A 24,681-nucleotide genomic window follows, 5' to 3' on the forward strand; every position below is an offset into this window, starting at 1 on the left:
TTAAAAACAAGTCATAAAAAACAGCTTTTCTTTTATGCTCTTTTTGGCTTTGCCTGAAGTTTCTTCTTTCTTGTGCTGAGCTCCCAGTCAAACCACAGTGCAGTTGCTATAAATATAGAAGAATAAGTACCTGATATAACACCAATCAAAAGAGGGAACGCAAATTCTTTTATTGACTGAACACCCATGATATACAGAACAACAAGAACTATAATGACACTCATTGCTGTTGCGATTGATCTTCCTATCGTCTGGTTCATGCTAAGGTTTACAAGGTCTTTAAGATCCATCTTCCCAGCTATTCTTCTGTTTTCTCTTATTCTGTCAAACACAACAATGGTGTCGTTTATAGAATAACCAAGGACGGTAAGTACTGCTGCTATAAAAGTGGAATTTAGAGGGATTCTAAAGAGAGTATAAACTGTCAACACAATCAGCAGGTCATGAATTAGCGCTACAACTGCAGTTGTACCAAACCTGAACTCAAATCTAATAGCAATATAAATGAGCATCAAAATTGATGCAATCACAACCGCCCAAATAGCCTGAGATTTTAACTCAGACGACACAACTGCACCGACATTCTGGTATGATATTAAATCCTCTTTTTTAAGATTGTACTTTTTTGCAATCTCAGCAAAGAGCTTGTCTCTTGTCTGTTTTGAAAGCTCTGTCTTCTTTTTGCCATGAACCTCATGTGCGTTTATCATTATCTTTTTACCATCTTCAACTTTTCTCACAATTGGAGTTTGAGTTCCTGTAATTTGCTTTGTCAGTTTTTCAAGCTCGGATATCTCTTGAGCTGTCGGAACCTTATGAAGGTTTATCTCCAAAACTGTACCACCTGTAAAGTCTATGTCATAGTTAAAACCTTGTACAAAATACGAAATCAGCCCAATTACCATAACCAAAATTGAAACTATATAAAAGTATTTTCTTTTCCCCATGAAATCAATCTTGGTCATTTAAGCATCCACCTCCCTGGTTTTCTTACCGCCATACCACCTGATATCTTTGAAAAGTCCTGTATTTATAATTGAAGTAAGCAAAAATCTTGTAACAGTAATTGCTGTGAAGAACGATACCACAATACCAATTGTGAGCGTCCATGCAAAACCTTTAATAGGACCTGTTCCTAAGAACAAAAGCACAATTCCTGCTATTATCGTTGTCACGTTAGAGTCAATAACAGCATTAAGCGCTCTTCTAAAACCTGCGTCCATAGCAGCTCTTAATGTCTTTCCACTTCTTAGCTCCTCTTTCAACCTTGCAAAGATTAAGATGTTCGCATCAACTGCCATTCCGGCAGACAGGATTATACCTGCTATACCAGGGAGGGTCAAAGTTATCTTTGCATACCCCACAATTGCAACCAGAATAACTATATACGCAACTAAAGCTATATCAGCTATAAGCCCTGGCAGTCTGTAGAAAATTATCATGAACAGGAACACAAGCAAGATTCCAATAATTCCAGCCTTTAAAGTTGATTTAAAAGCCTCATTTCCAAGTGAAGGTCCTATAGCCTTGCTCTCTATGACATTCAAGGCAAATGGCAGTGCACCAGCTTTTATCTGCTGAGCAAGTGTTTTAGCCTCTTCTAAATCTTTCATGCCTTCAATTACAGCCTCACCATTGTCAATCTCTGCCTGAACAACAGGATTTGAAATGAGCTTGCCATCAAGATAAATTCCAATGTTCTGACCCAAATATTTTTTTGTCCCTTCTGCAAACTTTTTTGTTCCCTCTTTATCAAACTTTAGTGCAACAACGTATCCTGATGCTGTCTGCTGTGCATATGCATCAACAACGTTTCTACCTGAAACTATCAAATCTCCAGAAGGTCCCTTAAACTCAATCAAAGCTGTTCTTCCTATATATTGTATAGCTTCATCAGGGTCTTTGACACCCGGAATTTCTACCCTTATTCTCTTTGACCCCTGAATTGTCGCCGTTGCATCATAAAAGTTTCTCATGTCAAGCCTTGTTCTGATAAGCTGCAATGCCGATTCCATTTCTCTTCTTGTTGGGTTCTCTTTTTCTGCCTCATATACAATGTAAACGCCGCCTTTTAAGTCAAGACCATACCTTATGACTTTTTGGACTGACGGGATGCTTGCAGTTCCAATTTCCAGCCCAAAAAACACTATGTAAAATGCAAAGGCTATTACCAAGCATCCTATCAGAAACTTTGCTAAGCTTTTATTTTGCATAACCCTTTCTCCTTTCTTTTTAGAAGGTTAAGAAAAAACATGTAGAAAATTTAATATATACACAGACAAATACTCATTCAGTAAAATTATAATCCTCTGCTTGATAAAAAGTCAACAAACAAAATTTAATAATCTTTTATCTTTTTATACTCATTGCTAAGCTCTATATACTCCTTTGCAGAAATTGCAATCTTTTCTATCTCCTCTGGCGTGAGCTCTCTTATCACTTTAGCAGGTCTGCCAAACACAAGGGTATTTGGCGGGATAACTGTGTTTTGAGTTATAAGACTTCCTGCTCCAATCAAGCTATTATCACCTATTTTGCTTCCGTTCATAATGATAGTCCCCATTCCAATTAAAACGTTGTTACCTATTTCACAACCATGAAGAACTACATTGTGACCAACTGTAACATTGTCACCTATTATAACCGAGCAGCAGTGGTCTGTGTGTATTGTTGTGAGGTCCTGTATATTGGTGTTTTTGCCAATCACAATTTTATTTTCTTCACATCTTATAACGCAGCCAAACCACACACTTGAATTTTCTCCAATCTCAACATCGCCTATTATAACTGCATTCTCTGCCACAAAAGCAGAAGGTGCAATTTTAGGTGTTTTGCCTTTATAAGTAATTATCATTTTAGCTTCTTATCCCCTTTTCCATAAGATAAAGTTTTATGGCTATTGCATTTTCCACCCTCTTTCTTTCAAGTTCACAACCAACAATGTAAGATTTTTTAACATCACCGTTCATATTATAGTTTGCAGCAGCACATCCGCCACTACAGTAAAACCTCGCCCAGCACTGTGAACATTCATCTTTTTCATAAACATTATTTTTCTTAAACTCATCAACCAAATCAAACCTCTGTATGCCTTCAAAGACGTTACCAAGTTTAAAATCTGGCTTGTCAACAAACTGGTGGCACGGGAAGATATTACCCTCAGGGTCAACTGCTACATACTCAAACCCGGCACCACAGCCTGAAAGTCTTTTTGAAACACATGGGCCACCTGTAAGGTCTATATTAAAATGGAAGAAGTTAAAACCTTCTCCTTTAAGTTTCGCATTTATATACTCCTCAGCCAAAATATCATACTCTTGTTTTATTCTTTCAATGTGACTCTCACGTATCGCCCAGGGACTACTTTTGTCCAGCACAACAGGTTCAATCGAAATTTCTTTTATCCCAAGGCTGTATAAGTGTAAAACGTCCTTTGAAAAATCCAAGTTCTTTGCTGTAAATGTTCCTCTCACATAATAAGTTTTCCCATTTCTTTTCTGGATAAACCTCAAAATGTTGTCTGTAATTTTGCTATAGGTGCCATTGCCGTCCCTGTCAATCCTCATAAAGTCGTTGACTTCAGGTCTTCCATCATGGCTGAGCACAACATTTTCCATGTTCTGGTTTAGATATTCAATTATATCGTCTGAGAGGTTTGTTGCATTTGTTGTCAGGGTAAAAGATATTTTCTTGTTATACTTCTTCTCCTCTTGCCTTGCATACTCAACAATATTTTTTACCACATCAAAATTCAAAAGTGGCTCTCCACCAAAAAAATCAACCTCTAAGTTCTGTCTTGAACCAGAATTTTGAAGCAGAAAATCTATTGCCTTTTTGCCCACATCAAAGCTCATAAGTTTTCTTTCTTGTTTGAAACTGCCACTTGATGCAAAACAGTATCTGCATCTCAGGTCACAGTCGTGGGCAACATGAAGGCACATTGCCTTTATAACCGGATTTCTCTTTTCAATCAAATTCATATCCTTATAAGTATCCTCAGAAAACAAAACACCTTGTTCAATCAAACTTTTTACTTCAAAAACTGCCTCAGCTATCTGCTGTTTATCAAACTCAAGTGCATCTTCTACTCCATCAAAACTTCCATTTTCTTTGTAATACTTTATTACCTCATAAGCAACGCTATCAACTGTGAAAATTGAACCTGACGCCACATCTACAACAATTTTGAGTCCGAACTTCTCAAACGTATGAACCATCTTTTCTTATTTGTCTTCCTCCTGCTTTATCACATTTTAAATTAAAAAGTTTTGCACAGGGCTGCCCTCAAAAAAATTTTTTGACAGCCCACCCACAGAAGATTATTTTCTGTTTTTGCAAATCTGGTTCCCAACAGTACAAGATGTCTTGCAAGCTGACTGGCAGGATGCCTGGCACTCGCCACAGCCGCCAGAAACAACTGTTTTTGAAAGAGCATTTTTTACAACAACCTTTATATGCTTCATAAAAACCTCAAACCTCCTTTTTAAAAATTAGAAACTTTAAAACTTATTCTTTTCACGCATAAAATATCCACTATACGCATAAACAACATATAGTATTTTACCACAAACTATTTTACAATACAATTTTGTCAAAAGAAAAAGGGCAAGGTTTTTCCCTCGCCCTTTATTTGGCAGTATTTTTTATCCTCTGTTTTTCTTTATCTCCTCTAAAATTTCGGGAGCCTTGCCCGCACAGCCAAGAACATTTCTAAGCTTGTGTTTTACCATCTCTTTTATTGCATCTCTGCCATCTTTGAGATACTGCCTTGGGTCAAAATGGTCAGGATGCTCATATAGGTGTTTTCTGATAGCTGCGGTCATTGCAAGTCTCAAATCAGTGTCAATGTTAATCTTTCGCACACCAAGCTCTGCTGCTTTTCTGAGCATATCCTCTGGTACACCTTTTGCACCTGGAATATTTCCTCCATACTTGTTACACATCTCAACAAATTCTGGCAAAACTGTTGATGCACCGTGAAGAACAATTGGAAAATCTTTTGGAAGCTTTTCAACAATCTTCTGAAGTCTTTCAAAATCAAGTCTTGGGTCGCCTTTGAATTTGTACGCTCCATGGCTTGTTCCAATTGCAACAGCTAAAGAGTCAACACCTGTTCTTTCAACAAACTCTGCCGCCTGGTCAGGGTCTGTGAAAGCTGCTTCATGCTCTGCAACCTTTACATTGTCCTCAATTCCGGCAAGCTTGCCAAGCTCTGCCTCCACCACAACCCCGCGTTCATGAGCATATTCAACAACCTTTTTTGTAAGAGCAATATTCTCCTCAAAAGGAAGCCTTGACCCGTCAATCATAACAGAAGTAAAACCACCGTCAATACATGCTTTGCAAATCTCAAAGTCCTCGCCATGGTCAAGATGAAGGGCAATTGGAAGGTCTCCTGAATCTTCAAGTGCTGCTTCAACAAGCTTGATAAGATAGATGTGCTTTGCATACTTTCTCGCACCTGCTGAAACCTGTAAAATAAGCGGTGCCTGTTCCTCCTTTGCAGCCTCAACAATTCCTTGGATAATCTCCATGTTGTTGACGTTAAATGCACCTATTGCGTACTTGCCTTCGGCCGCTTTTTTAAACATTTCTCTTGTGGTAACTAACGGCATTTTAAATTACCTCCTCAAAATTTTTGTTTTAAATCTCAATATCCTTTCCATGAAGCTTTAGAAAGCTTATAAAGCTTTCTAAGCTTTTGTTGACAATAAGCTCAGGCGGAAATTCATACTCACACACAAGTTTTTGAGTAATTTCGCATCTGCCGATGTCTGCTTTGTAATGTGCATCTGAGCCCATGGCAATGTACACACCATGTTTTTTGCACAGCTTTAAAATCTCTGTGCAATTTTCTTTGCTCTTTTCACGAACATAAAACGAAGAGTTGTTTATCTCAATTGCTTTTTTATACTCCTTTGCAGCAAGCACAACCTCTTCTTTGTCAATTTCATATAGTGGATTTCCCGGATGCCCTATACAGTGTATATACGGATTTTTGATTGCACCTATCAGTGCCCTGGTATGGTCAGAAACTGTCCCACTCGGGATACAAACGTCGTGCAGGCTTGCAATCACAAAATCAAGTCTTCTCAAGGCTGCTTCCGGAATGTCTATATTGCCTTCATAGTCAACTATATTCGCCTCGCACCCTCTAAATACCATTATACCATTTATTTTTCTCGGTACAACCACCAGATTGTAAAAATATAAACTGCTACACGACCCTGGCATCTCAGGGCCGTGGTCAGTTATACATATCCCTTTTAAACCTTTTCTTTGTGCCTCAAGTACCATCTCTTCCAAGGTATTGTAAGCATGACCGCTTGCAATGGTATGACAGTGCGTCTCCACTTCCAAAAACATCTTCATCTCAGCTCTCATCAAAAATTTTTGTTAACTACATTAATCTTTAATCTCTGCAAGTTTGTTCTTTAAAATATCAATCTTTTTCACAGGAGTTGGGTCATTTTGGTAAAGTGTTGCGAGATAAAGTGATACATAGTCGCCTAAGTAGATTAGAGAAAACATTCTTGCAAGTCTTGAATTTCCGATTGAGTATATATCATTTACTCCAGACACAACACCCTTTATAAGGTCTTTTGTAATATCCATTCTGATTGCATTTCTCTTGTGGTCTTCTGTGTCATGGAGCATTACAATTTCAAAAAGTCCAAGAATATGTTTTGGCGACTCAGTTCCAACTATCTCGTTGTGGTTGAGTTCTGAAAACACATTGAAATATGCTGGTGACTTTGAATTTTCACAAATCTGCCCCTTCCATCTCTCTGCAATGACCTCTGTGGTTCCACTAATGCCATATATGATTGGGAGCTTGTTCCAAAGTTTTAATGTGAGTCTCTTTGCAAGGTTTTTCTCTTCAGGCACCTCTGGTTTATATCTCTCTCTCAAGTCACTTAAAACCTTTACTGTCTCTTCTATCTGGTCATCAACAGGTTCAATCAGGCCAAGTTTGACAAATAGCATCAAGAGTGGAATGAATGAGTATCCAAGTGCAGCTCTTGGCTGAAGCCCGCTTGGAATTGTGATTACATCAAATCCATCTTTTTCGGCAAACTCTTTTAACTTTCCGCCTGTTGTGATTGCAATGATTTTTGCTCTTTTTGCCTTTGCATCCTGGTATGCAGAAAGTGTCTCTTCGGTGTTACCTGAGTAGCTGGACGCTATGACAAGAGTTTTAGAGTCAACATACGCAGGAAGTACATAGTCTCTGTTAACAATCACAGGAATTTTGCACTTGTCAAGGACAAATACTCTCAAAAGGTTCCCACCTATTGCTGAACCGCCAAGACCTGTAATCACAACCTTATCTATATCTTCTGCTTTTACATTCACGCTAATATTTTTGCCTATCTCGTATGCTTTTTGAATTTGCTCAGGAAGATTATACACTGCCTCAAACATACCGCTTGGGTCATTTTGTGCAATTGTTTCTAAATTATCAAGCATTTTCCCTGACTCCTTTCTATAAAATTTTCTATTTCATAATATAACAATTTTTCAGTTTTTTCAACTTCAAAACCACACAAAAAATAGGAAAGCACCACTTCCAAGAAAGTTTAAAACCTTCTTGTGGTGCTTTCCCATTCTATCTGCTTTTTATTCTTCTGGCACAACTGACGGGTCTATTAAGCTCCAGAAAGCAAATTTTGGCTGATAATCTTTGTCAAACAAAAGTGGAAAATCACCTTTCAGCCATGAATAGTCATCTTTAAGCCCCCAGAAAGAAACACTTGTCACCACATTTTTGTATTTTTTGAAAACTTCAAAAAGATCTTTTAACTTTCTTGCCTGCTGAATCAAAAGATATCTTTTTGTTTCTTCATCTATATCTTCACCAAATTCTTTTGAGATACTTATATCAATTTCTGTGACATGTATCTTAATACCAGGAATGCTGCTAAAAAGTTTTATGGTTTTTTCCACCTCTTCAACGCTTGGCCAGCTCACAGAGATATGGCACTGAAGACCAACACCATGAATGGGTACTCCTTTTTCTTTTAGGTCTTTTATAAGCTTGTAAATGTATTCTCTCTTCACTGGATTTTCTGTGCTGTAGTCATTGTAAAAAAGCTGAGCGTTAGGGTCTGCCTGATGAGCGTATATGAACGCTTTTTCGATATACTCTGGACCTAATATATTGAACCAGTTGCTTCTTCTAAAACCGTCCGGCTGGTTTTCGTCAATAGCCTCATTAACAACATCCCAAGCATAAATTCGGCCCTTGTATCTTGAAACAACTGTCTGGATATATTTTTTTAACCTCTCCAAAAGTATCTTCTTGTCTTTTTCACTGTTTGTCAGCTTCTCCCCTGTCTGAGGGTTCTGGAAAAACCAGCTTGGCGTTTGCTGATGCCACACAAGAGTGTGTCCACGAATAGCTATATTATTCTTTTTGCAAAAATCCAAATACTCATCAGCAATTGAAAAGTTGAAAGTTCCTTCATACGGCTCAAGTGCTTCTGGCTTCATCTCGTTTTCTGCTGTAATGCTGTTAAAATGTCTCTTTATGAATGCAACATCAACAGGATTTGTCAAAGCCTTGTAGGGTACAGCAACACCAACTTTAAAGTAGTTTTTGTATTTCTCACTTAAAGAAGGTAAATCTAAATCAGGCACAGCTGAATACCACCCATCATCTGAAATTGTGAAGTTGTCAAAATAATAATAGGAAATATCTGAAAGGGGTCTTATGAAAATCACAAAGTCTTTTATCTTTGAATCCAAAGAGGGCGTATAACTTGCAAATACTTCTGTCCACTTATTCTTTGGAACAGTTACTTTCCCAAGCACAATCTCTTTCGTGTTCTTTCCATTTTCCAGAAACCTAACGCCAACTGCCAAGTTTAAACTCTTTAAAATGGGCTGATACACATAAAAAGATATTGAATAGCTCTTACCCTTTTCAAATGTACCTTTCACCGGCAAAGTAACAGTTGTATTCTGCTTTTTTGCAATCTGCTGAAACTTTATGCTATATGTACCTTGATAAGCTTTTTCTTTTGAGACTGACAATTTACATTTTTTATCCTGAGAAATAAATCCTGCTATGTTTTTGTCTTCAAAGCTTTCAAATTTTATGAGATGAGAGCTGTCGGCAACTTTGAGTGTAAAAAGGTCAACGTAAAAATTTGTGGTTGAGGTTGGCACATATACCTTTAGCCAAACTTTTTTAATCCCTTTTAGCTCAGTCAAATTTAAACTTGCATCAAGTTTTTTCCAGCTATTTGGCATGATAACCTTCTCGCACAGCAGTTTATTTTCCTTTCCGCTTTTTGTCTCAATTTCGCTACTCACAACAAAACGCTGCAGCTTGCTGGACTTGTGATAAACATATAGAGTAATTATATATTCATTTGCATAATCTATAAGATTGGTTACATCAAGCAAAACTCCATCATCTATTTGCTTTCGGCCACTTGCAAGAAGTGAAAAGGTTCCTTCTGCTGCGGTTGTACTGTCAATCTTTAAAGTCATAGATTTGCCCGATGCTTTAAACGGCGTTGCAAATTTATTTTCAAAATTAAATTCCACAAAACTCTTTTTTGTTGCTCCGCTAACTTTACTAACTTTAGCACTTTCTATGCCAATCAAGGTTGCAACCAAAAATAAAATTGCTAAAATCAATGTCGAAAACCTTTTCAATTTTCCATAAACACAACCTTTCATTTAATACTTCCTCCTCATGTATACTCTGGAAAAGAAAGCATATCAGAAATCACCATAGCTATGCATCCCAACACTACAGCTCTGTCTTTCAGTTTTGAAACCTCAATCTTAAGATCATAAAACTGGGCGATAAAAGACTTTTGATTAACTACCTCTCTCAATTTTTCCAAAAACAAATCACCAAAAAATGACACTTTGTTACCTATAATTACTATTTCAGGATTAAAAATGTTTACAAGATTCGCAATTCCTATTGCCATCTTTTCAGCAACCTCAAGTACAGCCATCCTGCAAACTCTGCTTCCATCTTTTGCTGCTTGTATTATCTGAGAAGGAGTGATTTCATCTACATTTTCACAGCTTATATACCTATCCTCTGCTCCTTCTTTTACAAGTTTTTTGATAACACTCAAAAGTGCCCTCTCAGATGCAAAGTTCTCAAGACAGCCGATGTTGCCACAGCTGCAAACATCGTCTTGAAAGTTGATAGTGGTGTGTCCAACCTCACCTGCAAATCCTGCAGCACCTCTGAAAAGTTTGTTGTCGATAATAATTCCTGCACCAAGCCCAATTCCAACACTCAAATAAATCAAATCAGTAACTTTTCCCCACTCTCCAAACCACTTTTCGCCCAGCGCTCCTGCATTTGCTTCGTTGTCAATATAAACAGGGAGGTTGAATCTTTGCTGAACAATCGACTTTAAGTGAACATTTTTCCACTTCAAATTTGGAGCAATAAGCACAATCCCAGACTCTTTTTCCACAATACCTGGAACACCAATACCAATACCTAAAATTCCTTTGGGTGTTTGTGGAGCTCTATTTATTGCTCTTTCAATCAGGTCAAAAAGAAGATCCAAAAGTTTTTCTTTGTCCTCCCCCATCTTCATGTTGGCATATTCTTCAAAAATAACTTCTCCCACAAAGTTTGAGAGAATAATATGAATATAGTCGACACCTAAGTCAATTCCTATGATTGAACCTACATCCTTATTTACCTGCAAAAGGACAGGTCTTCTTCCGCCTTTGGACTTGCCATATCCTTTTTCTACTACATAACCTTCTTTTATGAGCTCATCGGTGAGGTTCGACACTGTTGCTTTATTTAAATCCACAAGCCTTGATATTTTCGCGCGGGATATTATCTTGTTATCTAAAATTGTTTTCAAAACTAAAAGCTTGTTTATCTGCTTTAGCAGCGTGTGGTTGCCCATCTTGTCATTTTCCTTTACTAATTAAGCTTTGCAAATTATTATACAACAAAAATAGGCTGTGGGAAAACAGTTTTTGACGTTAAAACATCTTTTTATCCTTTTACGGCACCTGCCATCATGCCTTTTATGATTTTGTCCTGACCCAAAATATACGCAATCAGCATTGGCAAAAGCGATAATGTCAAGAATGCCATGATGGCTGGAATGTCTGAACCATACTTTGTCTGGAAATCCCAAATACCAAGAGGCAGAGTCCTCTTTTCAGGAGTGCTTGTCAAAACAAGTGCAAAGATAAACTCATTCCAAAGATAAGTACCGTTGTATATTCCCACAGTAATCAGAGCTGGTCTTGAAAGAGGAAGAATTATGTTGGAATATAACCTGAACATAGAGCACCCATCTATTTTAGCTGCTTCTTCAAGTTCAATCGGAATCTCACGCATAAACTCTGTTAGAATAAATATTGACATTGGAAGGCTCAAAGCCACATAAGGTCCAATTAACGCTAAAATGCTGTCATAAATTTTCATCTTGTTTGTGAGAATATAAATTGGAATTAATGTAACATGTATAGGAATTGCCATTCCTGCTATAATAAGAGAATACAAAACATTGTTAAGACCAAACTTCATTCTCGCAAATACAAATGCTGCCATAGATGATACAAGTAAGATTAAAACTACAGAAACTGAAACTGCAATTACACTGTTCTTGAGATAATTGAAAAAACTCCCCTCAAAAACAGTAAGATAATTTCCTATCGTAGGTTTTTTGGGTATTTGCCATGTATTGCCCATCAGAAGTTCCATCTGAGTTTTAAGCGATGTAAATGCCATAAACAAAAATGGTATGTCAGCAATTAACGTCCAGATAGCTAAAAACGCAAAATACCATTTTTTTATTTCCTTACCTGTTGCCATTTGAATATTGCACCCTCCTTTGCTGTAAAGTTTATTTATGCTTCTTTTTGCCGCGTCGCAAAATATGCCACAATTCCAGCTGTTGTAATGATTATAAACATTGCAGAGGCAATGGTACTACCATATCCCATCTTAAAAGAAGCAAAAGCACTTTTGTACATATATGTTGCCATGAGCTCTGTTGCGTTTGAAGGACCACCTTCAGTCATTACATAAATTAAATCAAAATATTTCAATGAACCAATCAAAGATAAAATACAAGCCGTTTTTATTGATGGTGAAAGAAGAGGAAGTTCAATTTTCCAGAAATACTGTCCCTGTGTTGCACCATCAATCTTAGCTGCTTCATAAAGTTCCTGCGGAATGTTTGAAAGAGCAGCAATAAAGAATATCATATAAAAAGGTATATACTGCCAGCAAATTACCGCAACTACTGAATAAAATGCAATCTTAGGGTCACCGAGCCAATCTTGTGCTAAAAAGTCAAGATGTAAAAAGTTTAAAATTCCGCTTAAAAGCCCAAATTGAGGGTCATATATATACTTAAAAAGAACACCTATTGCAACAGATGACATAAGCATCGGAAGATAAAACAACGATTTAAAAATGTCAAACTTCTTACCACCCCTGTCAAGTAACACTGCTAAAAGAATTGCTATTGGCATTTCAATAACAAGAGAAAGGATAATAAACTTTATATTGTTTCCTAAGGCGTGCCAAAAAATTGTATCATGCATTAAATCAATCCAATTCTTAAATCCAACATAAATCTTTTGGGGAGAAATACCATCCCAGTCGAATCTACTCAAGTTAAATGACATTATAATGGGCCAGATTATATAAACCCCTATAAGAATTAATGCAGGTGCCAAAAAAAGAAGTATTCCCATATTGTGCCATAGCTTTGCTGACCTCTCTTTTCCCATCTGTCTGCCCCCTCGCATGAATTCGAATTCACATTAAAAGTGAATTGGTATTAGCCCGGGGAAACATCCCAGACTAATACCAATTCCAAAGTCCCGTCAATTATTTCTTAAAGTAATCCTTTGCAGCCTTTTCCATCTTTTCAGCAGCAGCTTTTGGTGTAATTGTCAAACCAAAGAGAGATTGAACAATATCCTTGTGTACCTCTGCAAGCTGAGGCGGCAAGTACTGGTCCCACCAAAGCTGAACACTTTTTGCTTTAGCAATCAAGTTATAAACTTTTTGTAACATTGGGTCAGTAAACTTCAAACCTTTTACAGGTGGTATCTGACCATAAGCAATTCTTTCTTTTACTGCCTGGTCATCTATGAGATACTGAATCATCTTAAATGCTTCTTTTGGATACTTGCATGTAGTGGTTACTGCGTAGTAGTTAGAAGATGCCATTCCTATTAAGTTGCTTGGGTCACCTTTTCCACCCTTGATTGCAGGGAATGGGAAGAAATCAAGGTTATTCTCATAGAATTTCTTGTTTTCAGCTTTCATAATTGGTATCTGCCATGTGCCCATTAGCTCCATTGCAGCCTTTCCAGAATACAGAAGCATTCTTGATTGCCCTGTATCATAATCAAGTCCATTAAAACCTTTTACAAATGCACCCATTTTGACAAGGTTTTGGAGCATTTCTCCTGCCTTTATAAACGTTGGGTCTGCAAAACTTCCTCCATTTCTCTCTGCAGCCTTTTCAAATACTGAAGGACCGCCCAGTCTATCAACCAAATACCAATACCATTCACATCCAGGCCATTTTGTTTTGTTTGCAAGAGAAATTGGTGTTATACCTTTTGCTTTCAGCTTTTTAATCAGGTCTAAAAACTCATCATAAGTTGTTGGAACTTTTAAATTGTATTTTTTGAAAATCTCCTTGTTGTACCAGACAAGTGCAACACCCGCACCCTCAACTGGAACTGCCCAAATCTTGTTGTTGTAAGTAATTGGTCCAAATGATGCATCAATAAACCTGTTTTTATAACCATTTTCGTTCATGTATACTGTTATGTCTTTTACCTTTCCACCTTTGACATATTCAAAGAAAGGACCGCCACCCCATGTAACAAATACGTCTGGTGCTTGATTTGAACCCATAGCAATCTTCAGCTTTGTCTTAAATGCATCATTTTGAAGAGGAACAACTTCAACCTTGAAACCAGGATTTGCCTTCATAAAGCGATTTACCTGATTCTGAATCATCTGTTTGCCGACAGCATCAGTTGTGATGTGCCAAAATACAATCTTCTTTGTTCCACCAGCTGAGCTGAAAGCCTTTTCAGATGGTGAGAAAACTAAAACTAAGCTCAACATGAAAACAACCAAAGTCACCACTGCTACAATTCTTCCAAACCTCTTCACATTACACCACTCCTTTTTGTTTATTTATTAAACAAACTATTTATATATTTCGCTGCAAATTTTAAAATTCCTTCTTTGATTTTTTAATCTATTGTCGATTATTTCTAAATAATTCGGCAAAATTCAATATATTTTTATGAGACATGTATTAGATGTCATACTGAAATTTGCAGCTTTATTTTGTCAGATATATGTAATTTAAAGATCTGCTTTTTAAAGCTGATTTTTTAAGTGAAATACTATATAATCTAATTAGATTATTTTATGTAATGAAATTTTTATTTAGGAGACCATAAAGCTATGAATAGGACAATAGTAAAACTTTTTACCATTCTTGCGTTTTTGCTTGTACCTATGTATATCATAACTACTATTGTTAACAACGTTAAGCTAAAAAATGAGGTTCAGCCTTCTTCTAACCGGCAATATTATATAACAGTTCCAGACAAAATTTCTGATAAGAGCTCACAACTTCCGGCTGTTGTGTACTCGAAGCCGTATGAAAGCCAACAGGTAAGTGAAAATCTTACCATCTCCGATGCCGTTTACACTCAAAAAGTTTCAGATTCTATATATATTGTAAGCAGTAAAAACTCAAATGGAACCACAACTCAGAAAATTTATTATAAAAACAAGGTTTCTACATCTGAAATGAAATATTACAATCCTGTCATAAGCTTTATCAAGTCTCAAATATTGATGTCAAATGTCTTTGAAAGAGGAATTTACGATGTGTACATTGAAAAGATTGACGTTGCATCAAAGTACATAAACGCTGCTGTTATGTTTTACCCTTTAGAAAAGATTGAAAGTAGCAAAAATTCGCTAATTGATGGTGAAATGATTGTCCTTACAGTCTTTGTTGACAGAAACAAAAAACCAGAGGAATATTCACTCTTATCTGTGATAAAAGACCACAGCCCAAATGACTTTTTTAATGTGTTTTTAAAGTCGGTTTATAAATTTACTGTGATAAAGAAAGGAGAAGAGAATTAGAAAAGCGCTATGAAACAAGACATTACAAAATTAGCTTCCTCTAATGACATTTCGCAATTTCTTTACAATATTTATAACAAGCTTTATGAATTTTGGGGCCCTCAACACTGGTGGCCTGCTGAAACCAAATTTGAGATGGTAATAGGCGCTATCTTAGCTCAAAATATCTCTTGGAACTCCGTGGAAAAGGCTATTTGTAATCTAAAAAGAGCAAATATCCTGTCAATTGAAGGAATTTTACAGACTTCTGATGAAAAGTTGTCTGAATTAATCAAACCAGCAGGTTATTATAACCAAAAAGCCAAAAGGTTGAAGGAATTTTGCAACTTTTTGAAAAGAGAATTTAACTCTGACTTAGAAAAATTGTTTGCTCTTGATATCTCAAGTTTGAGACAGGTTCTACTTTCTCAAAAAGGTATAGGATTTGAAACAGCTGATAGCATAATTTTGTACGGTGCTGAAAAACCCATCTTTGTGGTAGACAGTTATACAAAAAGACTTTTTTATAGGCTGGGTTTAATAGAAAGCGAAAAAGCAAAATATGAAGATATACAAAACCTTGTTATGCAAAATCTTGAGTTAGATACATATATTTTTAATGAGTTTCATGCTTTAATTGTAAAACATTGTAAGGAGAGATGTAAATCCAAAAAACCGATGTGCAAGAATTGTTGCTTAAGCGCTTTTTGCATTTATCTTTCCCATGGTCAAAACTAAGAAAAGTTGAAAAGGGTTTATTTCTTTTAACCACCCTGCACTTACTTTTAAAGCGCAGGGTGGTTCAGAAAAACAGAAAAGTTTATTTATCAGCCCAATTTAGAACAGTATCATTTATGGTCATCTTGCCACTTCCATCATCTTTGACTGTAAGTTTCCTGTTTTCAATCTCTTCTTTGTTTGCACCTTTTTCAACCGTTGACCAGCTACCTCTTGTGTACTTGTACTCAAAAGTATCACCACTATTGAGTTTTAGAGTAACAGTGTATGTTCCATCTTGTGTTTTCACAAGTTCAATTGCACCATCTTTGTCGCCTGGATTCCAGTCAGCAAGCCCAGCTTTCCCAAACGAACCTGCCAGGTATATAACATCGTCGTCTGTGCCGGCTGGAACTTTTACGTTGAATGTAACAGCCACATTACCTGTTCCATAGACTTTTGGTGTTAAAACAGACTGTGCTGTTTCAAGTGAAACTGGGTCTTTACCAACAACCTTCACAAGGCCCTGTGGGAATTCATCACTCTTGTACGCAACAAACATAGAAATTGGAGCAACTAAAGCCTTGCCTGATACAAAGTTTGTAAGATTCTTAATTGGTGTTGTGCCAACCTCATCACCGTTTGCAACAACAACCCAGTTTCCTCCTGGTAATGTTATCTCTTGAACCTTCTTTGTTGAGTTATAAACAACAATGATGTCATTCCATGTATCTTTTGGATATGTGAGTCTAAATCCTAATGTTCCTTTTGGTGTTTGGATAAATGTAAGATATTTCTGTATGTCTTCTGCAGTTGTCATTCTGAAGGCTGGATGAGCTTTTCTTAGTGCAATCAGCCCCTGATAGTACTTGAAAGTATTGTTCCACTTTACTTTCAAGTTCCAGTCATACTTGTTAATCTTGTCACCTGCATTGTATGAGTTGCTGTTCATAAACTTTGTCCTGTTGAACTCAACACCGCCATGTAAGAATGGTACACCCTGTGCTGTCAAAACAATCGCATTTGCCAGCCTACCCATTTTATCTTTGATATAATCCGGTTCATTTGGAACACTCTTTTGAAGTTTATCCCACAGAGTCAAATTGTCGTGGGCAGAAACATAGTTTATACACTCGTCAGGGTCTTTAGCAAAATCACCAAGCCCACCTTGAATGCCTCTTTTGAGGTCTTCAAGCCTAAATGAGTAGTTCCCCTGCATGAATCCCTTAGATTCATTGTCAAGGTTTCCTCTTATTGCCTCTCTTATTCTGTCATTGAAAAGTCCTATGTGAAGGCCTGCCTGATTAAATGAGCCTATTTCCATTCTAAGTGAGCTATCAAGCGGTGTTGAACCTGCAAGCCATCCCTCGCCATAGATAACTGCCGATGGATTTATCTTTCTCACTGCTTCTTGAGCTTTTGCCATTGTAACTCTATCTATTGCTGCCATTAAGTCAAATCTAAAACCATCTATGTGATACTCTTTTGTAAGGTATGTCAAGGTATCAATTATAAACTTTCTTACCATCGGCTTTTCTGTTGCAATTTCATTGCCCACACCTGAGCCATTTGAGTAGTTACCGTCTTTGTCTTTTCTGTAGAAGTATCCTGGTACTACCTTGTCAAATATCGAAAATTTCGCATCGCCAATCTGGAATGTGTGATTAAAAACAACGTCTTGAATAATACCTATGCCAGCCTTGTGCAGTGCCATGACCATTTGTTTGTACTCTTTTATTCTCGCAATTGTGTTTGGATTTGTGGCATAGGACCCTTCAACGTTTTGATATAAAACAGGATCATATCCCCAGTTATAGCCTTTATCAGGATTGGTCTCATCTACCGAACCAAAGTCATATGTTGGAAGCAAATGAACATGGGTTATTCCAAGTTCTTTCAAATGGTCAATACCTGTTTTTACGTCATTTGGTCCTTTTGTTCCCGTTTGAGTAAATCCTAAGTACTTGCCTCTAAACTCTGGCCTTACTCCACTCGAAGCATCTATTGTAAAGTCTCTTACGTGCGTCTCATAAATTATTGCATCCTCTTGATTTTTTAGCGTCACAAAAGTATCTTTTTCCCAGCCAACAGGGTTTGTATCCTTGGGATCAAAGATTAAAGTCCTTTCAGAATTTGCAGATGTTGCTCTTGAATATGGGTCTGGCACAACATATTTTCTGATTGTATCGTCGGTTATAGAGTTAGAAGCATGCCAAACTTCATATTGGTAGTATTTACCTTTCAAATCTCCATTTATCTTAAGATACCATGTTCCGTTTACCGACTGCTGCATTTCATACTCTTTGTATTTTGTAGTCTTATAATCGTCGTAGAGTCTCAATATAACTCCAATTGCTGTTGGAGCCCAAAGTCTGAACGCTGAATAAGCTTTTGTATATGTGCATCCTAAATCATTGCCTTTGTAGTAGTACTTTGGATTGTCTAAAATATTTCTTGCCTGTGCAACTGTTGGTTTGAAGCCATCTTTTGACACAACATAAGGAACTTGTGGTTCTAACTCATCTTCAGTTGTGATTTTAAAAGTGTCAACCTTTGTTATCTTCTCATTACCTGTATAAAGCTCTTCAATAACCTTGTCATTTCCCATTCCATCTGGATACCACTTTGCAGATGTCCCATCCCATGAGGTGAACTTGAACTTAGCACCAATTACAACACCGTCTTTGCCAAGCTCTTTTACAAGTTCATAGTAACCTTTCTGTGCATTCCATGTCATTTTCCATGCAGGAAGTGGTTTGTACTTTCCTTCAGAAGAAGCCGTTCCGCCCCAGTCGTTCATAGTTCCAGAGACATATACCTCAAGCTTGCCAGATGTGTCTGTAAATTTAAAATCACCTGCACCAGGTTTTAATATAAATCTCACTTTTGTGCCGCCATCAATTAGCTCATACCCTGCATCCTCTGGTTTAAAATTCTTGTTTATCTTCGGCAAAACTGGTTCAACCTTTTTGATAGGAACTTCATCATAAAAAGCTGTCACTTTAAAACCTTGAGTTTTATTATTCGAAAGAATGTCTGCTTTCTTTGCAAGCCTTACAACGATCGTATTAAGACCATCAACAAAAGCTGTCATTTTCGGAGTTTTCTGGGGCTGAGATGTATAGATTTGCTCTTCACCTTCTATCAGCCAAACCTCTTTTGAACCGCTGATTCCTGAGATGAACCTGTCAACGGCAACATCTTTTGCTTCCCAGTTACCTTTTCTAACTATGATACCTACTTTTGTTACTTTCCCAGGAAGTTCAACTACTGCTTTTACTCCAAAGTCATCCTTGGAAGTAAACTCATAAGCTTTGCCTTCTGCACCAACTGGCTCAACAGGCCATATCCACAAATTCCAACCCTGATAGTCTTCATTGTACCTGTAGTAGTGAATGATGAGAGTTGTTTTTTCATCTGCCCCCAGAATAGAAATTGGAAAAATTAGAGTAGCAATAAATAGGACCACCATCAAAAGGCTTATAAAACGTTTGCTCTCAAAATATTTCACCATCTTTCTTACCTCCTAGTTAATTTAATTAGTTTTTTTGAAACAACGCAACAAATAATAAACCCGAAACTCTAAAATGTCTTTTATGAATGCAAAGGTTTGCCTTAACTTTGTAATGATTATATATCTTTTTATTAAAATTGTCAATATGCTGCAATTTGAATAAATTAAAGACTTGAATTTATGAAAAGTAAATAAAAATAGCAGCCTCCACACACTGTGAAGACTGCCGTATAGAAAAGTTGTAAAGTTTATTTTTTTATTCCCATTTGAAAAATATCCTGAACAAAAGCTGAGCTGCTTCTGCACGAGTTGCAAACTTTCGCGGCAGTATTTGACTTTTATCATTTCCTTTTATTAAATCATTTGCAACCAACACGGAAATGCTATCTTGAGCATACGAAGATATATCAGATGAATCAGAAAATTTAGTTGCAAGGTTACTTTTTGTTTTTACCATCGGTTTGTTTGCAACCTCTAATGCTCTTTGTACAAGTACCATCATATCTTGCCTTGTTATATAATCTTCTGGTTTAAATTTATTTGCATAACCTTTTGCAATGCCAAGTACTTTTGCAATTGCAACTTCACGCCAGTAAATGCTATCCTTTTTCACATCTTCAAAGTTCGAAGAATACTGAACATCAAAACCAAAAGTATTTACCAGCCACTTGACAAACTCTCCACGCTTTATATATTCTTGAGGTCTAAAACTATTTTGGTCAATACCACTTATAATATTTCTTGCAGCCAGGGAAGACACAGCTTTTTCAGCCCACGAATAATTCTTCAAATCGTCAAATTTTCTGGTAACATACCCTATTGCAAACTTGCTAAAGCTTTTCACGCTTGCAACAACATATTTCGATGTCCTTACATATTTACTATTTGATAAAATCTCTACTTCCCCGTCCTCTTTTATATGCAGCAATACCAAGTTTTCAATACCGCTTAGCTCATCTACTCCAGGAGTATAAGCAATAGATATTTTTATGGAATTTGTAGGGCTTCCAACATTTACCTTTTTTAAATCTTGATGAAGCTCAACTTCATATATTGGTCTTTTCCCAACTGCCGTGCGAAGCTCTGAAGGTATATTAGAATTTTCTACTTTCTTTATAAATATCTCAATTTGCTTGTTATTGTCTATGCTCTTTCCCTTTAATAAGTCAGTTGGAAGTTTTAAGCTTAATTCATTTGTATTAACTAAAACTTCTTTTACATCAAAAGAGGCTGTAAATATTTTTGATGGAAGCGCAATATTGTACTGTATTAAAGGCTTGTTGCTTTTTAGATCCAATATTAAAGTTTTGTCTTTCGACACCTGCTTCTGCAGTGCTTTTTGTGCTAAAGACTCATCTATTCTAACGTCTAATCTTCCCTCTGACAGCTGAAATATTTTGGGCTTAATTATTCCATTATTATCAATCGTAATTTCAGGCAAAACCTCTTTATCACTTTGTTTAATATCTTCCTTTTGAGATGATTGACTACCTATCTGCCTTTCAGCTTCTTTAAACTCAGGGGTTAAAATCTCAAAGGATGAAGAAGACAAAGATGGCTGTTTCCTTATTACATTGAAAGTTTTTATATCCACAATAGACCCTCTACCTGCTACAATCGTGTAAGTACCCTCAGGCGAGTCTGCTGGTAAAGTAACTTTGTCATTGAAGTTTTTTCCCTTGAGTGTATTTATATAAAGCATGGTAGAATTTGGTCTCAATACTTTGATAACAATCTCATCAAACACTGTTTGCCCAGAAATTATAACGTCTTCACCTGGACTTTTATCAGGTATGGAATTTAAAATAACTTCCTGGGCAGAAAATCCCACAGATAATAAGGAGAATAAAAACACAAAAACAATCAATATACTTGAAACTATCTTTGTTCTTTCCTTCATTATTAAAATCCTCCTTTTGGGTTTATAGCCTTATAAAACCTTTATAATCTGCCCGGCAACCACTAAAAATAGTTGCCGGGCATTTATTATTCATCTAAGTTCAACAGGCTCAGCAAGACTATTTGGAGTAGTACGGCTTGCGTCAAACTTGTCAAATACAAATACTTTTATCCTGTAATCAGAACTAAGATAATCATTTACATTAAAGTATGCCTTGAAATCTTCAGCATCTATTATATCTTTTTCAACAGCAACAATTGAAACAGGAGTTGTCCCTTTAAGTAGCTCAAATACAATGGCCTCTTTCCCCTCATGTTGGATACCTTCTGATTGTTTCACTGTAACACTCGCAACAATTCCTTTATCCTTTTGCAGATTTGCATTTAAAATTTTAAATTCACTGTCAGCAACCTTGAAAAATTCAACATCGTCAAGGTTGCACCATGTACCTCCTGCATTCTCTGAATCTGAATAAAGCCCTATTGTAACGCGTCCGGTCGTAACTTTTATGTTTGCAATTACCATGCTGTGCCACTCAGCAACCCATGTAGTTGGCATATTTATTCTCAATTCTTCTCCACCATAGTCTTTTACAAACAGGTAGTTAGCATTCTGACCGCCTCCTCCATTTGCAAAGGCTCTGAAAATGTAGATACCATTTGGTATATTTTCTATTGCCTGATATGTCACCACTTTGTAAGGCTTGTCACTCCAGTGAGTAAGCTGCGTTCCTCCAGAATGCCCTCCACTTTCAGTTTTGACTGCATTTGTATTTCCTTCGCTTACCCAATACTTTAGTCCTTCTTCAAAACTGTAATTTTTTACAATGTTTTTGCTGTTGATAACCTTGACTTTGGCATATGCTTTTAGAGTTGTGCCTTTTACAACACCTGTAACAGTAAATTCACCAATCGCTGAGTATTTACTCTCATCAATAGCTTCCCATGTAACATTTGCCTCAGAGGATGTATCATCATCATAAACCACCATGACAGTTGGCGGAAGCTGAGGCTTTTGTCCTACCTCTGTTGTAATATCTAATCTTTGAACACTCACTATATTCTTTTCGATATCTGGGTCCTGGCGATAGAACAGAACATCGTCTATTGCACACCAAAAACCTGAATCAGCAGCAATTTCAAATGAAATTGTGCACTTTCCTGTTGTCACATTAATATCATTTATTTCAGCAGGTGTCCAAGCATCCCATGAAGCTGATTGTGGAATCTGTATTCTTATCTCCTGCCCCCCGTAGTCTTTTATCACAAGATCACGTTTTTGAGCACTTCCAGTGTTAACAAACCATGCTTTAAATGTATACTTGCCTTGCCCTAAGCCTGTAATTGTCTGAGATATTACAAGATTGTATGGCGATCCATACCAAATATTTAATTTCTTGTTTCCAGAGCGGACAGGAGCGCTGCTGTTTGCATTCGCTGCTCCAGTCTGCCCCTCTATATTCCAACCAGTTAAATCCTCTTCAAATCCAGAATTTTGTATTAGATTAGCTACTTTTACTTTTGCAACAGGTGTAACCTCACTTCCTTCAACATGACCGTAAACTTCAAAGCTACCAGCTTGAGCATATTTTGACGGGTCAACGCTATCCCATACCACATCAACCTCTTTTGTAAGACCATTGCTCAAAATGGCTGTGATTTTAACAGGAAGTTTTGGCATCTCACCTGGAGCTGTTCCAACAACAACTGGTTTATAATCTACAATCATGATGTTATTGAGCATTTTGAATACATACAGAGAATCCAAAGCATTTCCATTAAAATCAAACATAGCTTGGTTATCCCATCCATTTCCCTCACCTGTCTTCCAGCCAGCACCTTCAACAGGTATCCAATCTGGCTCCCAATAGAATATGCCAAGTCCTTTGCCACCTGGAACTTGTGCTACAGCGTTTGCAATGTTTCTAATAACCAGTGCTTGATTTTGGACTGATGGCTCATACCCGGCTGTTGCAGCTTCACTTGTGCCAAAGATATTATTCAGTCCATCTCCATTTTCTAAAGTGTACGCATATGCTGTTTCTGCAATAACTACCTCTTTGTTATATCTTTTGCTAATATCATTCATATTGTAGATTAAATCACTAAGCTTTCCATGCCAGTATGGGTAATATGAAAGTCCAATTACATCAAACTCAACACCGCGCTGGGTCAAATTGTCAAATACTCTTCTGTATAGTTCATTGTCCCCTCCGTTAGCAAGGTGAATCATAATCTTCACCTGATTATCAGGACCAGCTGCATCTTTTACACCTCTAATCCCTGCCTTTAGAAGCTCTGCAAAATTGTCATATCCTCCAGCATCTTCGCCCCATGTTTTTCCGTCCGGCCAGAGCATACCGCCATTAACCTCATTTCCAACCTGAACCATGTCAGGAAGTGCACCTTGATCTTTGTACATTTTTATGACGTCATAAGTATACTGGTAAACTGCCTGTTTTAGTTCATCAAATGAAAGATTTGCCCATGCTTTCGGTTTGTCTTGTTTTCCTGGGTCTGCCCAAAAGTCACTATAATGAAAATCAAGTAATAGTTTCATACCTAAAGCCTTTGCCCTTTTTGCAATCACAAGCATATTCTCCGCACTGCAATTTCCACCTCCCAATGGATTACCATTGACATCTTTTGGGTCATTCCATATTCTAAGCCTTATCCAGTTAACTCCAAAATATTTCAAAATCTCAAGTGCATCCATCTGGACTCCGTTCAAATAGAACTTACCGCCACAATCTTCTATTTGTTTTAGCATTGACACATCTGCGCCCTTTATGAAAGTATCATCAACCATTTTGTATACCTTGAACTCCTTTATTGAAGCTGGCTGATTGTTTGGTGTTGAGGTGATTGTGACACGGATATATCTTATCCCTGAGGCAGGTGGTATGAACTTGTTATACTGCGTTTGTGAAGTGTCAGTATTGTTTGATTTGTCTACTAATACTGTCCACCTATTGTCATCTATTGAATATTCAATTTTATACTGATAGCTCCCATTACCATTAAAAACTATTTCGGTTGCAAAGAGATTTGCATAAACATCTCCCAAATCAATCTTCAGCCAATGAATGCCTGCATCCTGTGCACTCCAAAAAGTAGTCTCATCACCGTCATTTGCAAGGGTTGCCTGATTTGTTGGGGCTTCACTGTCAGAAAAAATATTTTTGCCTACAGCTATATTAGGACCAATTGGGTCAACTTTTATCCCAATTTGCTTCTTTACCTGAGCTGAATTCTGTGCAAAGACCTTGGTTGGCAACAAAGGAAAAGCAAAAGAAATGACAAAAATGAGCAATACAAAAATGGCAAACACTCTTTTCATTTTTTGTTCCACCCCTTTATTGTTGTTTAAAAGCAGGCAAGAACTTGCCTCAAAAATTTGCATTTCACAATAAGCTAC

Annotated in this window: 18 protein-coding genes; 2 read left to right on the forward strand and 16 right to left on the reverse strand. The window is 37.0% G+C overall.

The window, feature by feature from the left end:
* Positions 1 to 32: 32 nt before the first annotated feature.
* The 13 genes from secF to CALHY_RS10340 form a co-directional block, all read right to left on the reverse strand.
* Complete coding sequence (gene secF / locus CALHY_RS10285; RefSeq protein ID WP_013403888.1) at positions 33 to 965, reverse strand: protein translocase subunit SecF; 933 nt, start codon at positions 963 to 965, stop codon at positions 33 to 35.
* Positions 966 to 2,213 (reverse strand): protein translocase subunit SecD, encoded by a 1,248-nt coding sequence (gene secD / locus CALHY_RS10290; RefSeq protein WP_013403889.1) that lies wholly within the window; start codon positions 2,211 to 2,213, stop codon positions 966 to 968. It abuts the gene before it with no gap.
* Between the two features lie 125 nt (positions 2,214 to 2,338).
* A complete protein-coding gene (locus CALHY_RS10295; protein ID WP_013403890.1) occupies positions 2,339 to 2,854 on the reverse strand; it encodes a gamma carbonic anhydrase family protein in 516 nt (171 codons plus the stop codon).
* A gap of 1 nt (position 2,855) precedes the next feature.
* The gene (scfB, locus tag CALHY_RS10300) at positions 2,856 to 4,217 is read right to left on the reverse strand and encodes a thioether cross-link-forming SCIFF peptide maturase (protein ID WP_013403891.1); all 1,362 of its coding nucleotides are present in this window, start codon (positions 4,215 to 4,217) and stop codon (positions 2,856 to 2,858) included.
* 102 nt (positions 4,218 to 4,319) lie between these two features.
* A complete protein-coding gene (scfA, locus tag CALHY_RS13445) occupies positions 4,320 to 4,463 on the reverse strand; it encodes a six-cysteine ranthipeptide SCIFF (protein WP_013289901.1) in 144 nt (47 codons plus the stop codon).
* Between the two features lie 180 nt (positions 4,464 to 4,643).
* Positions 4,644 to 5,615 carry a class II fructose-1,6-bisphosphate aldolase gene (gene fba / locus CALHY_RS10305; RefSeq protein ID WP_013289899.1) on the reverse strand — a complete coding sequence of 324 codons (972 nt, stop codon included), beginning with the start codon at positions 5,613 to 5,615 and terminating at the stop codon, positions 4,644 to 4,646.
* 28 nt (positions 5,616 to 5,643) lie between these two features.
* Positions 5,644 to 6,366: a phosphatase gene (locus CALHY_RS10310; RefSeq protein ID WP_013403892.1), complete on the reverse strand. Its 723-nt coding sequence runs from the start codon at positions 6,364 to 6,366 to the stop codon at positions 5,644 to 5,646.
* A gap of 39 nt (positions 6,367 to 6,405) precedes the next feature.
* On the reverse strand, positions 6,406 to 7,470 hold the full coding sequence (locus CALHY_RS10315) for a bifunctional phosphoglucose/phosphomannose isomerase (protein ID WP_013403893.1): 1,065 nt from the start codon (positions 7,468 to 7,470) through the stop codon (positions 6,406 to 6,408).
* Positions 7,471 to 7,620: 150 nt separating this feature from the next.
* A complete protein-coding gene (locus CALHY_RS10320; RefSeq protein ID WP_013403894.1) occupies positions 7,621 to 9,690 on the reverse strand; it encodes an endo-1,4-beta-xylanase in 2,070 nt (689 codons plus the stop codon).
* 14 nt (positions 9,691 to 9,704) lie between these two features.
* On the reverse strand, positions 9,705 to 10,904 hold the full coding sequence (locus CALHY_RS10325) for an ROK family transcriptional regulator (RefSeq protein ID WP_013403895.1): 1,200 nt from the start codon (positions 10,902 to 10,904) through the stop codon (positions 9,705 to 9,707).
* Positions 10,905 to 10,996: 92 nt separating this feature from the next.
* Positions 10,997 to 11,824 (reverse strand): carbohydrate ABC transporter permease, encoded by an 828-nt coding sequence (locus tag CALHY_RS10330; RefSeq protein WP_013403896.1) that lies wholly within the window; start codon positions 11,822 to 11,824, stop codon positions 10,997 to 10,999.
* Between the two features lie 35 nt (positions 11,825 to 11,859).
* Complete coding sequence (locus CALHY_RS10335; protein ID WP_013403897.1) at positions 11,860 to 12,750, reverse strand: carbohydrate ABC transporter permease; 891 nt, start codon at positions 12,748 to 12,750, stop codon at positions 11,860 to 11,862.
* Between the two features lie 100 nt (positions 12,751 to 12,850).
* Positions 12,851 to 14,158, reverse strand: coding sequence for an extracellular solute-binding protein (locus CALHY_RS10340; protein ID WP_013403898.1), 1,308 nt, complete (start codon positions 14,156 to 14,158; stop codon positions 12,851 to 12,853).
* A 300-nt stretch (positions 14,159 to 14,458) separates the two neighbouring features.
* Between CALHY_RS10340 and CALHY_RS10345 the strand changes: the two genes are divergently transcribed.
* Together CALHY_RS10345 and CALHY_RS10350 are read left to right on the forward strand one after the other, a co-directional pair.
* A complete protein-coding gene (locus CALHY_RS10345; protein ID WP_013403899.1) occupies positions 14,459 to 15,154 on the forward strand; it encodes a hypothetical protein in 696 nt (231 codons plus the stop codon).
* 9 nt (positions 15,155 to 15,163) lie between these two features.
* Complete coding sequence (locus CALHY_RS10350) at positions 15,164 to 15,871, forward strand: endonuclease III domain-containing protein (RefSeq protein ID WP_013403900.1); 708 nt, start codon at positions 15,164 to 15,166, stop codon at positions 15,869 to 15,871.
* Positions 15,872 to 15,953: 82 nt separating this feature from the next.
* Here CALHY_RS10350 and pulA read toward each other — a convergent pair whose 3' ends face one another.
* The 3 genes from pulA to CALHY_RS10365 form a co-directional block, all read right to left on the reverse strand.
* Entirely contained in the window at positions 15,954 to 19,364 is a 3,411-nt protein-coding gene (pulA, locus tag CALHY_RS10355; RefSeq protein WP_013403901.1) for a type I pullulanase, read from the reverse strand.
* A 256-nt stretch (positions 19,365 to 19,620) separates the two neighbouring features.
* Positions 19,621 to 21,264 carry an S-layer homology domain-containing protein gene (locus CALHY_RS10360; RefSeq protein ID WP_013403902.1) on the reverse strand — a complete coding sequence of 548 codons (1,644 nt, stop codon included), beginning with the start codon at positions 21,262 to 21,264 and terminating at the stop codon, positions 19,621 to 19,623.
* A gap of 90 nt (positions 21,265 to 21,354) precedes the next feature.
* Positions 21,355 to 24,603: a glycosyl hydrolase 53 family protein gene (locus CALHY_RS10365; RefSeq protein WP_013403903.1), complete on the reverse strand. Its 3,249-nt coding sequence runs from the start codon at positions 24,601 to 24,603 to the stop codon at positions 21,355 to 21,357.
* Between the last annotated feature and the right edge of the window lie 78 nt (positions 24,604 to 24,681).

The sequence above is a fragment of the Caldicellulosiruptor hydrothermalis 108 genome (assembly GCF_000166355.1).
Classification (GTDB): domain Bacteria; phylum Bacillota; class Thermoanaerobacteria; order Caldicellulosiruptorales; family Caldicellulosiruptoraceae; genus Caldicellulosiruptor; species Caldicellulosiruptor hydrothermalis.

Excerpts from the sequence above, each read along its gene's own strand:
- secF (WP_013403888.1), bottom strand. The coding sequence starts at position 965 with ATGACCAAGATTGATTTCATGGGGAAAAGAAAATACTTTTATATAGTT.
- secD (WP_013403889.1), bottom strand. The coding sequence starts at position 2,213 with ATGCAAAATAAAAGCTTAGCAAAGTTTCTGATAGGATGCTTGGTAATA.
- CALHY_RS10295 (WP_013403890.1), bottom strand. The coding sequence starts at position 2,854 with ATGATAATTACTTATAAAGGCAAAACACCTAAAATTGCACCTTCTGCT.
- scfB (WP_013403891.1), bottom strand. The coding sequence starts at position 4,217 with ATGGTTCATACGTTTGAGAAGTTCGGACTCAAAATTGTTGTAGATGTG.
- scfA (WP_013289901.1), bottom strand. The coding sequence starts at position 4,463 with ATGAAGCATATAAAGGTTGTTGTAAAAAATGCTCTTTCAAAAACAGTT.
- fba (WP_013289899.1), bottom strand. The coding sequence starts at position 5,615 with ATGCCGTTAGTTACCACAAGAGAAATGTTTAAAAAAGCGGCCGAAGGC.
- CALHY_RS10310 (WP_013403892.1), bottom strand. The coding sequence starts at position 6,366 with ATGTTTTTGGAAGTGGAGACGCACTGTCATACCATTGCAAGCGGTCAT.
- CALHY_RS10315 (WP_013403893.1), bottom strand. The coding sequence starts at position 7,470 with ATGCTTGATAATTTAGAAACAATTGCACAAAATGACCCAAGCGGTATG.
- CALHY_RS10320 (WP_013403894.1), bottom strand. The coding sequence starts at position 9,690 with ATGAAAGGTTGTGTTTATGGAAAATTGAAAAGGTTTTCGACATTGATT.
- CALHY_RS10325 (WP_013403895.1), bottom strand. The coding sequence starts at position 10,904 with ATGGGCAACCACACGCTGCTAAAGCAGATAAACAAGCTTTTAGTTTTG.
- CALHY_RS10330 (WP_013403896.1), bottom strand. The coding sequence starts at position 11,824 with ATGGCAACAGGTAAGGAAATAAAAAAATGGTATTTTGCGTTTTTAGCT.
- CALHY_RS10335 (WP_013403897.1), bottom strand. The coding sequence starts at position 12,750 with ATGGGAAAAGAGAGGTCAGCAAAGCTATGGCACAATATGGGAATACTT.
- CALHY_RS10345 (WP_013403899.1), top strand. The coding sequence starts at position 14,459 with ATGAATAGGACAATAGTAAAACTTTTTACCATTCTTGCGTTTTTGCTT.
- CALHY_RS10350 (WP_013403900.1), top strand. The coding sequence starts at position 15,164 with ATGAAACAAGACATTACAAAATTAGCTTCCTCTAATGACATTTCGCAA.
- pulA (WP_013403901.1), bottom strand. The coding sequence starts at position 19,364 with ATGGTGAAATATTTTGAGAGCAAACGTTTTATAAGCCTTTTGATGGTG.
- CALHY_RS10360 (WP_013403902.1), bottom strand. The coding sequence starts at position 21,264 with ATGAAGGAAAGAACAAAGATAGTTTCAAGTATATTGATTGTTTTTGTG.
- CALHY_RS10365 (WP_013403903.1), bottom strand. The coding sequence starts at position 24,603 with ATGAAAAGAGTGTTTGCCATTTTTGTATTGCTCATTTTTGTCATTTCT.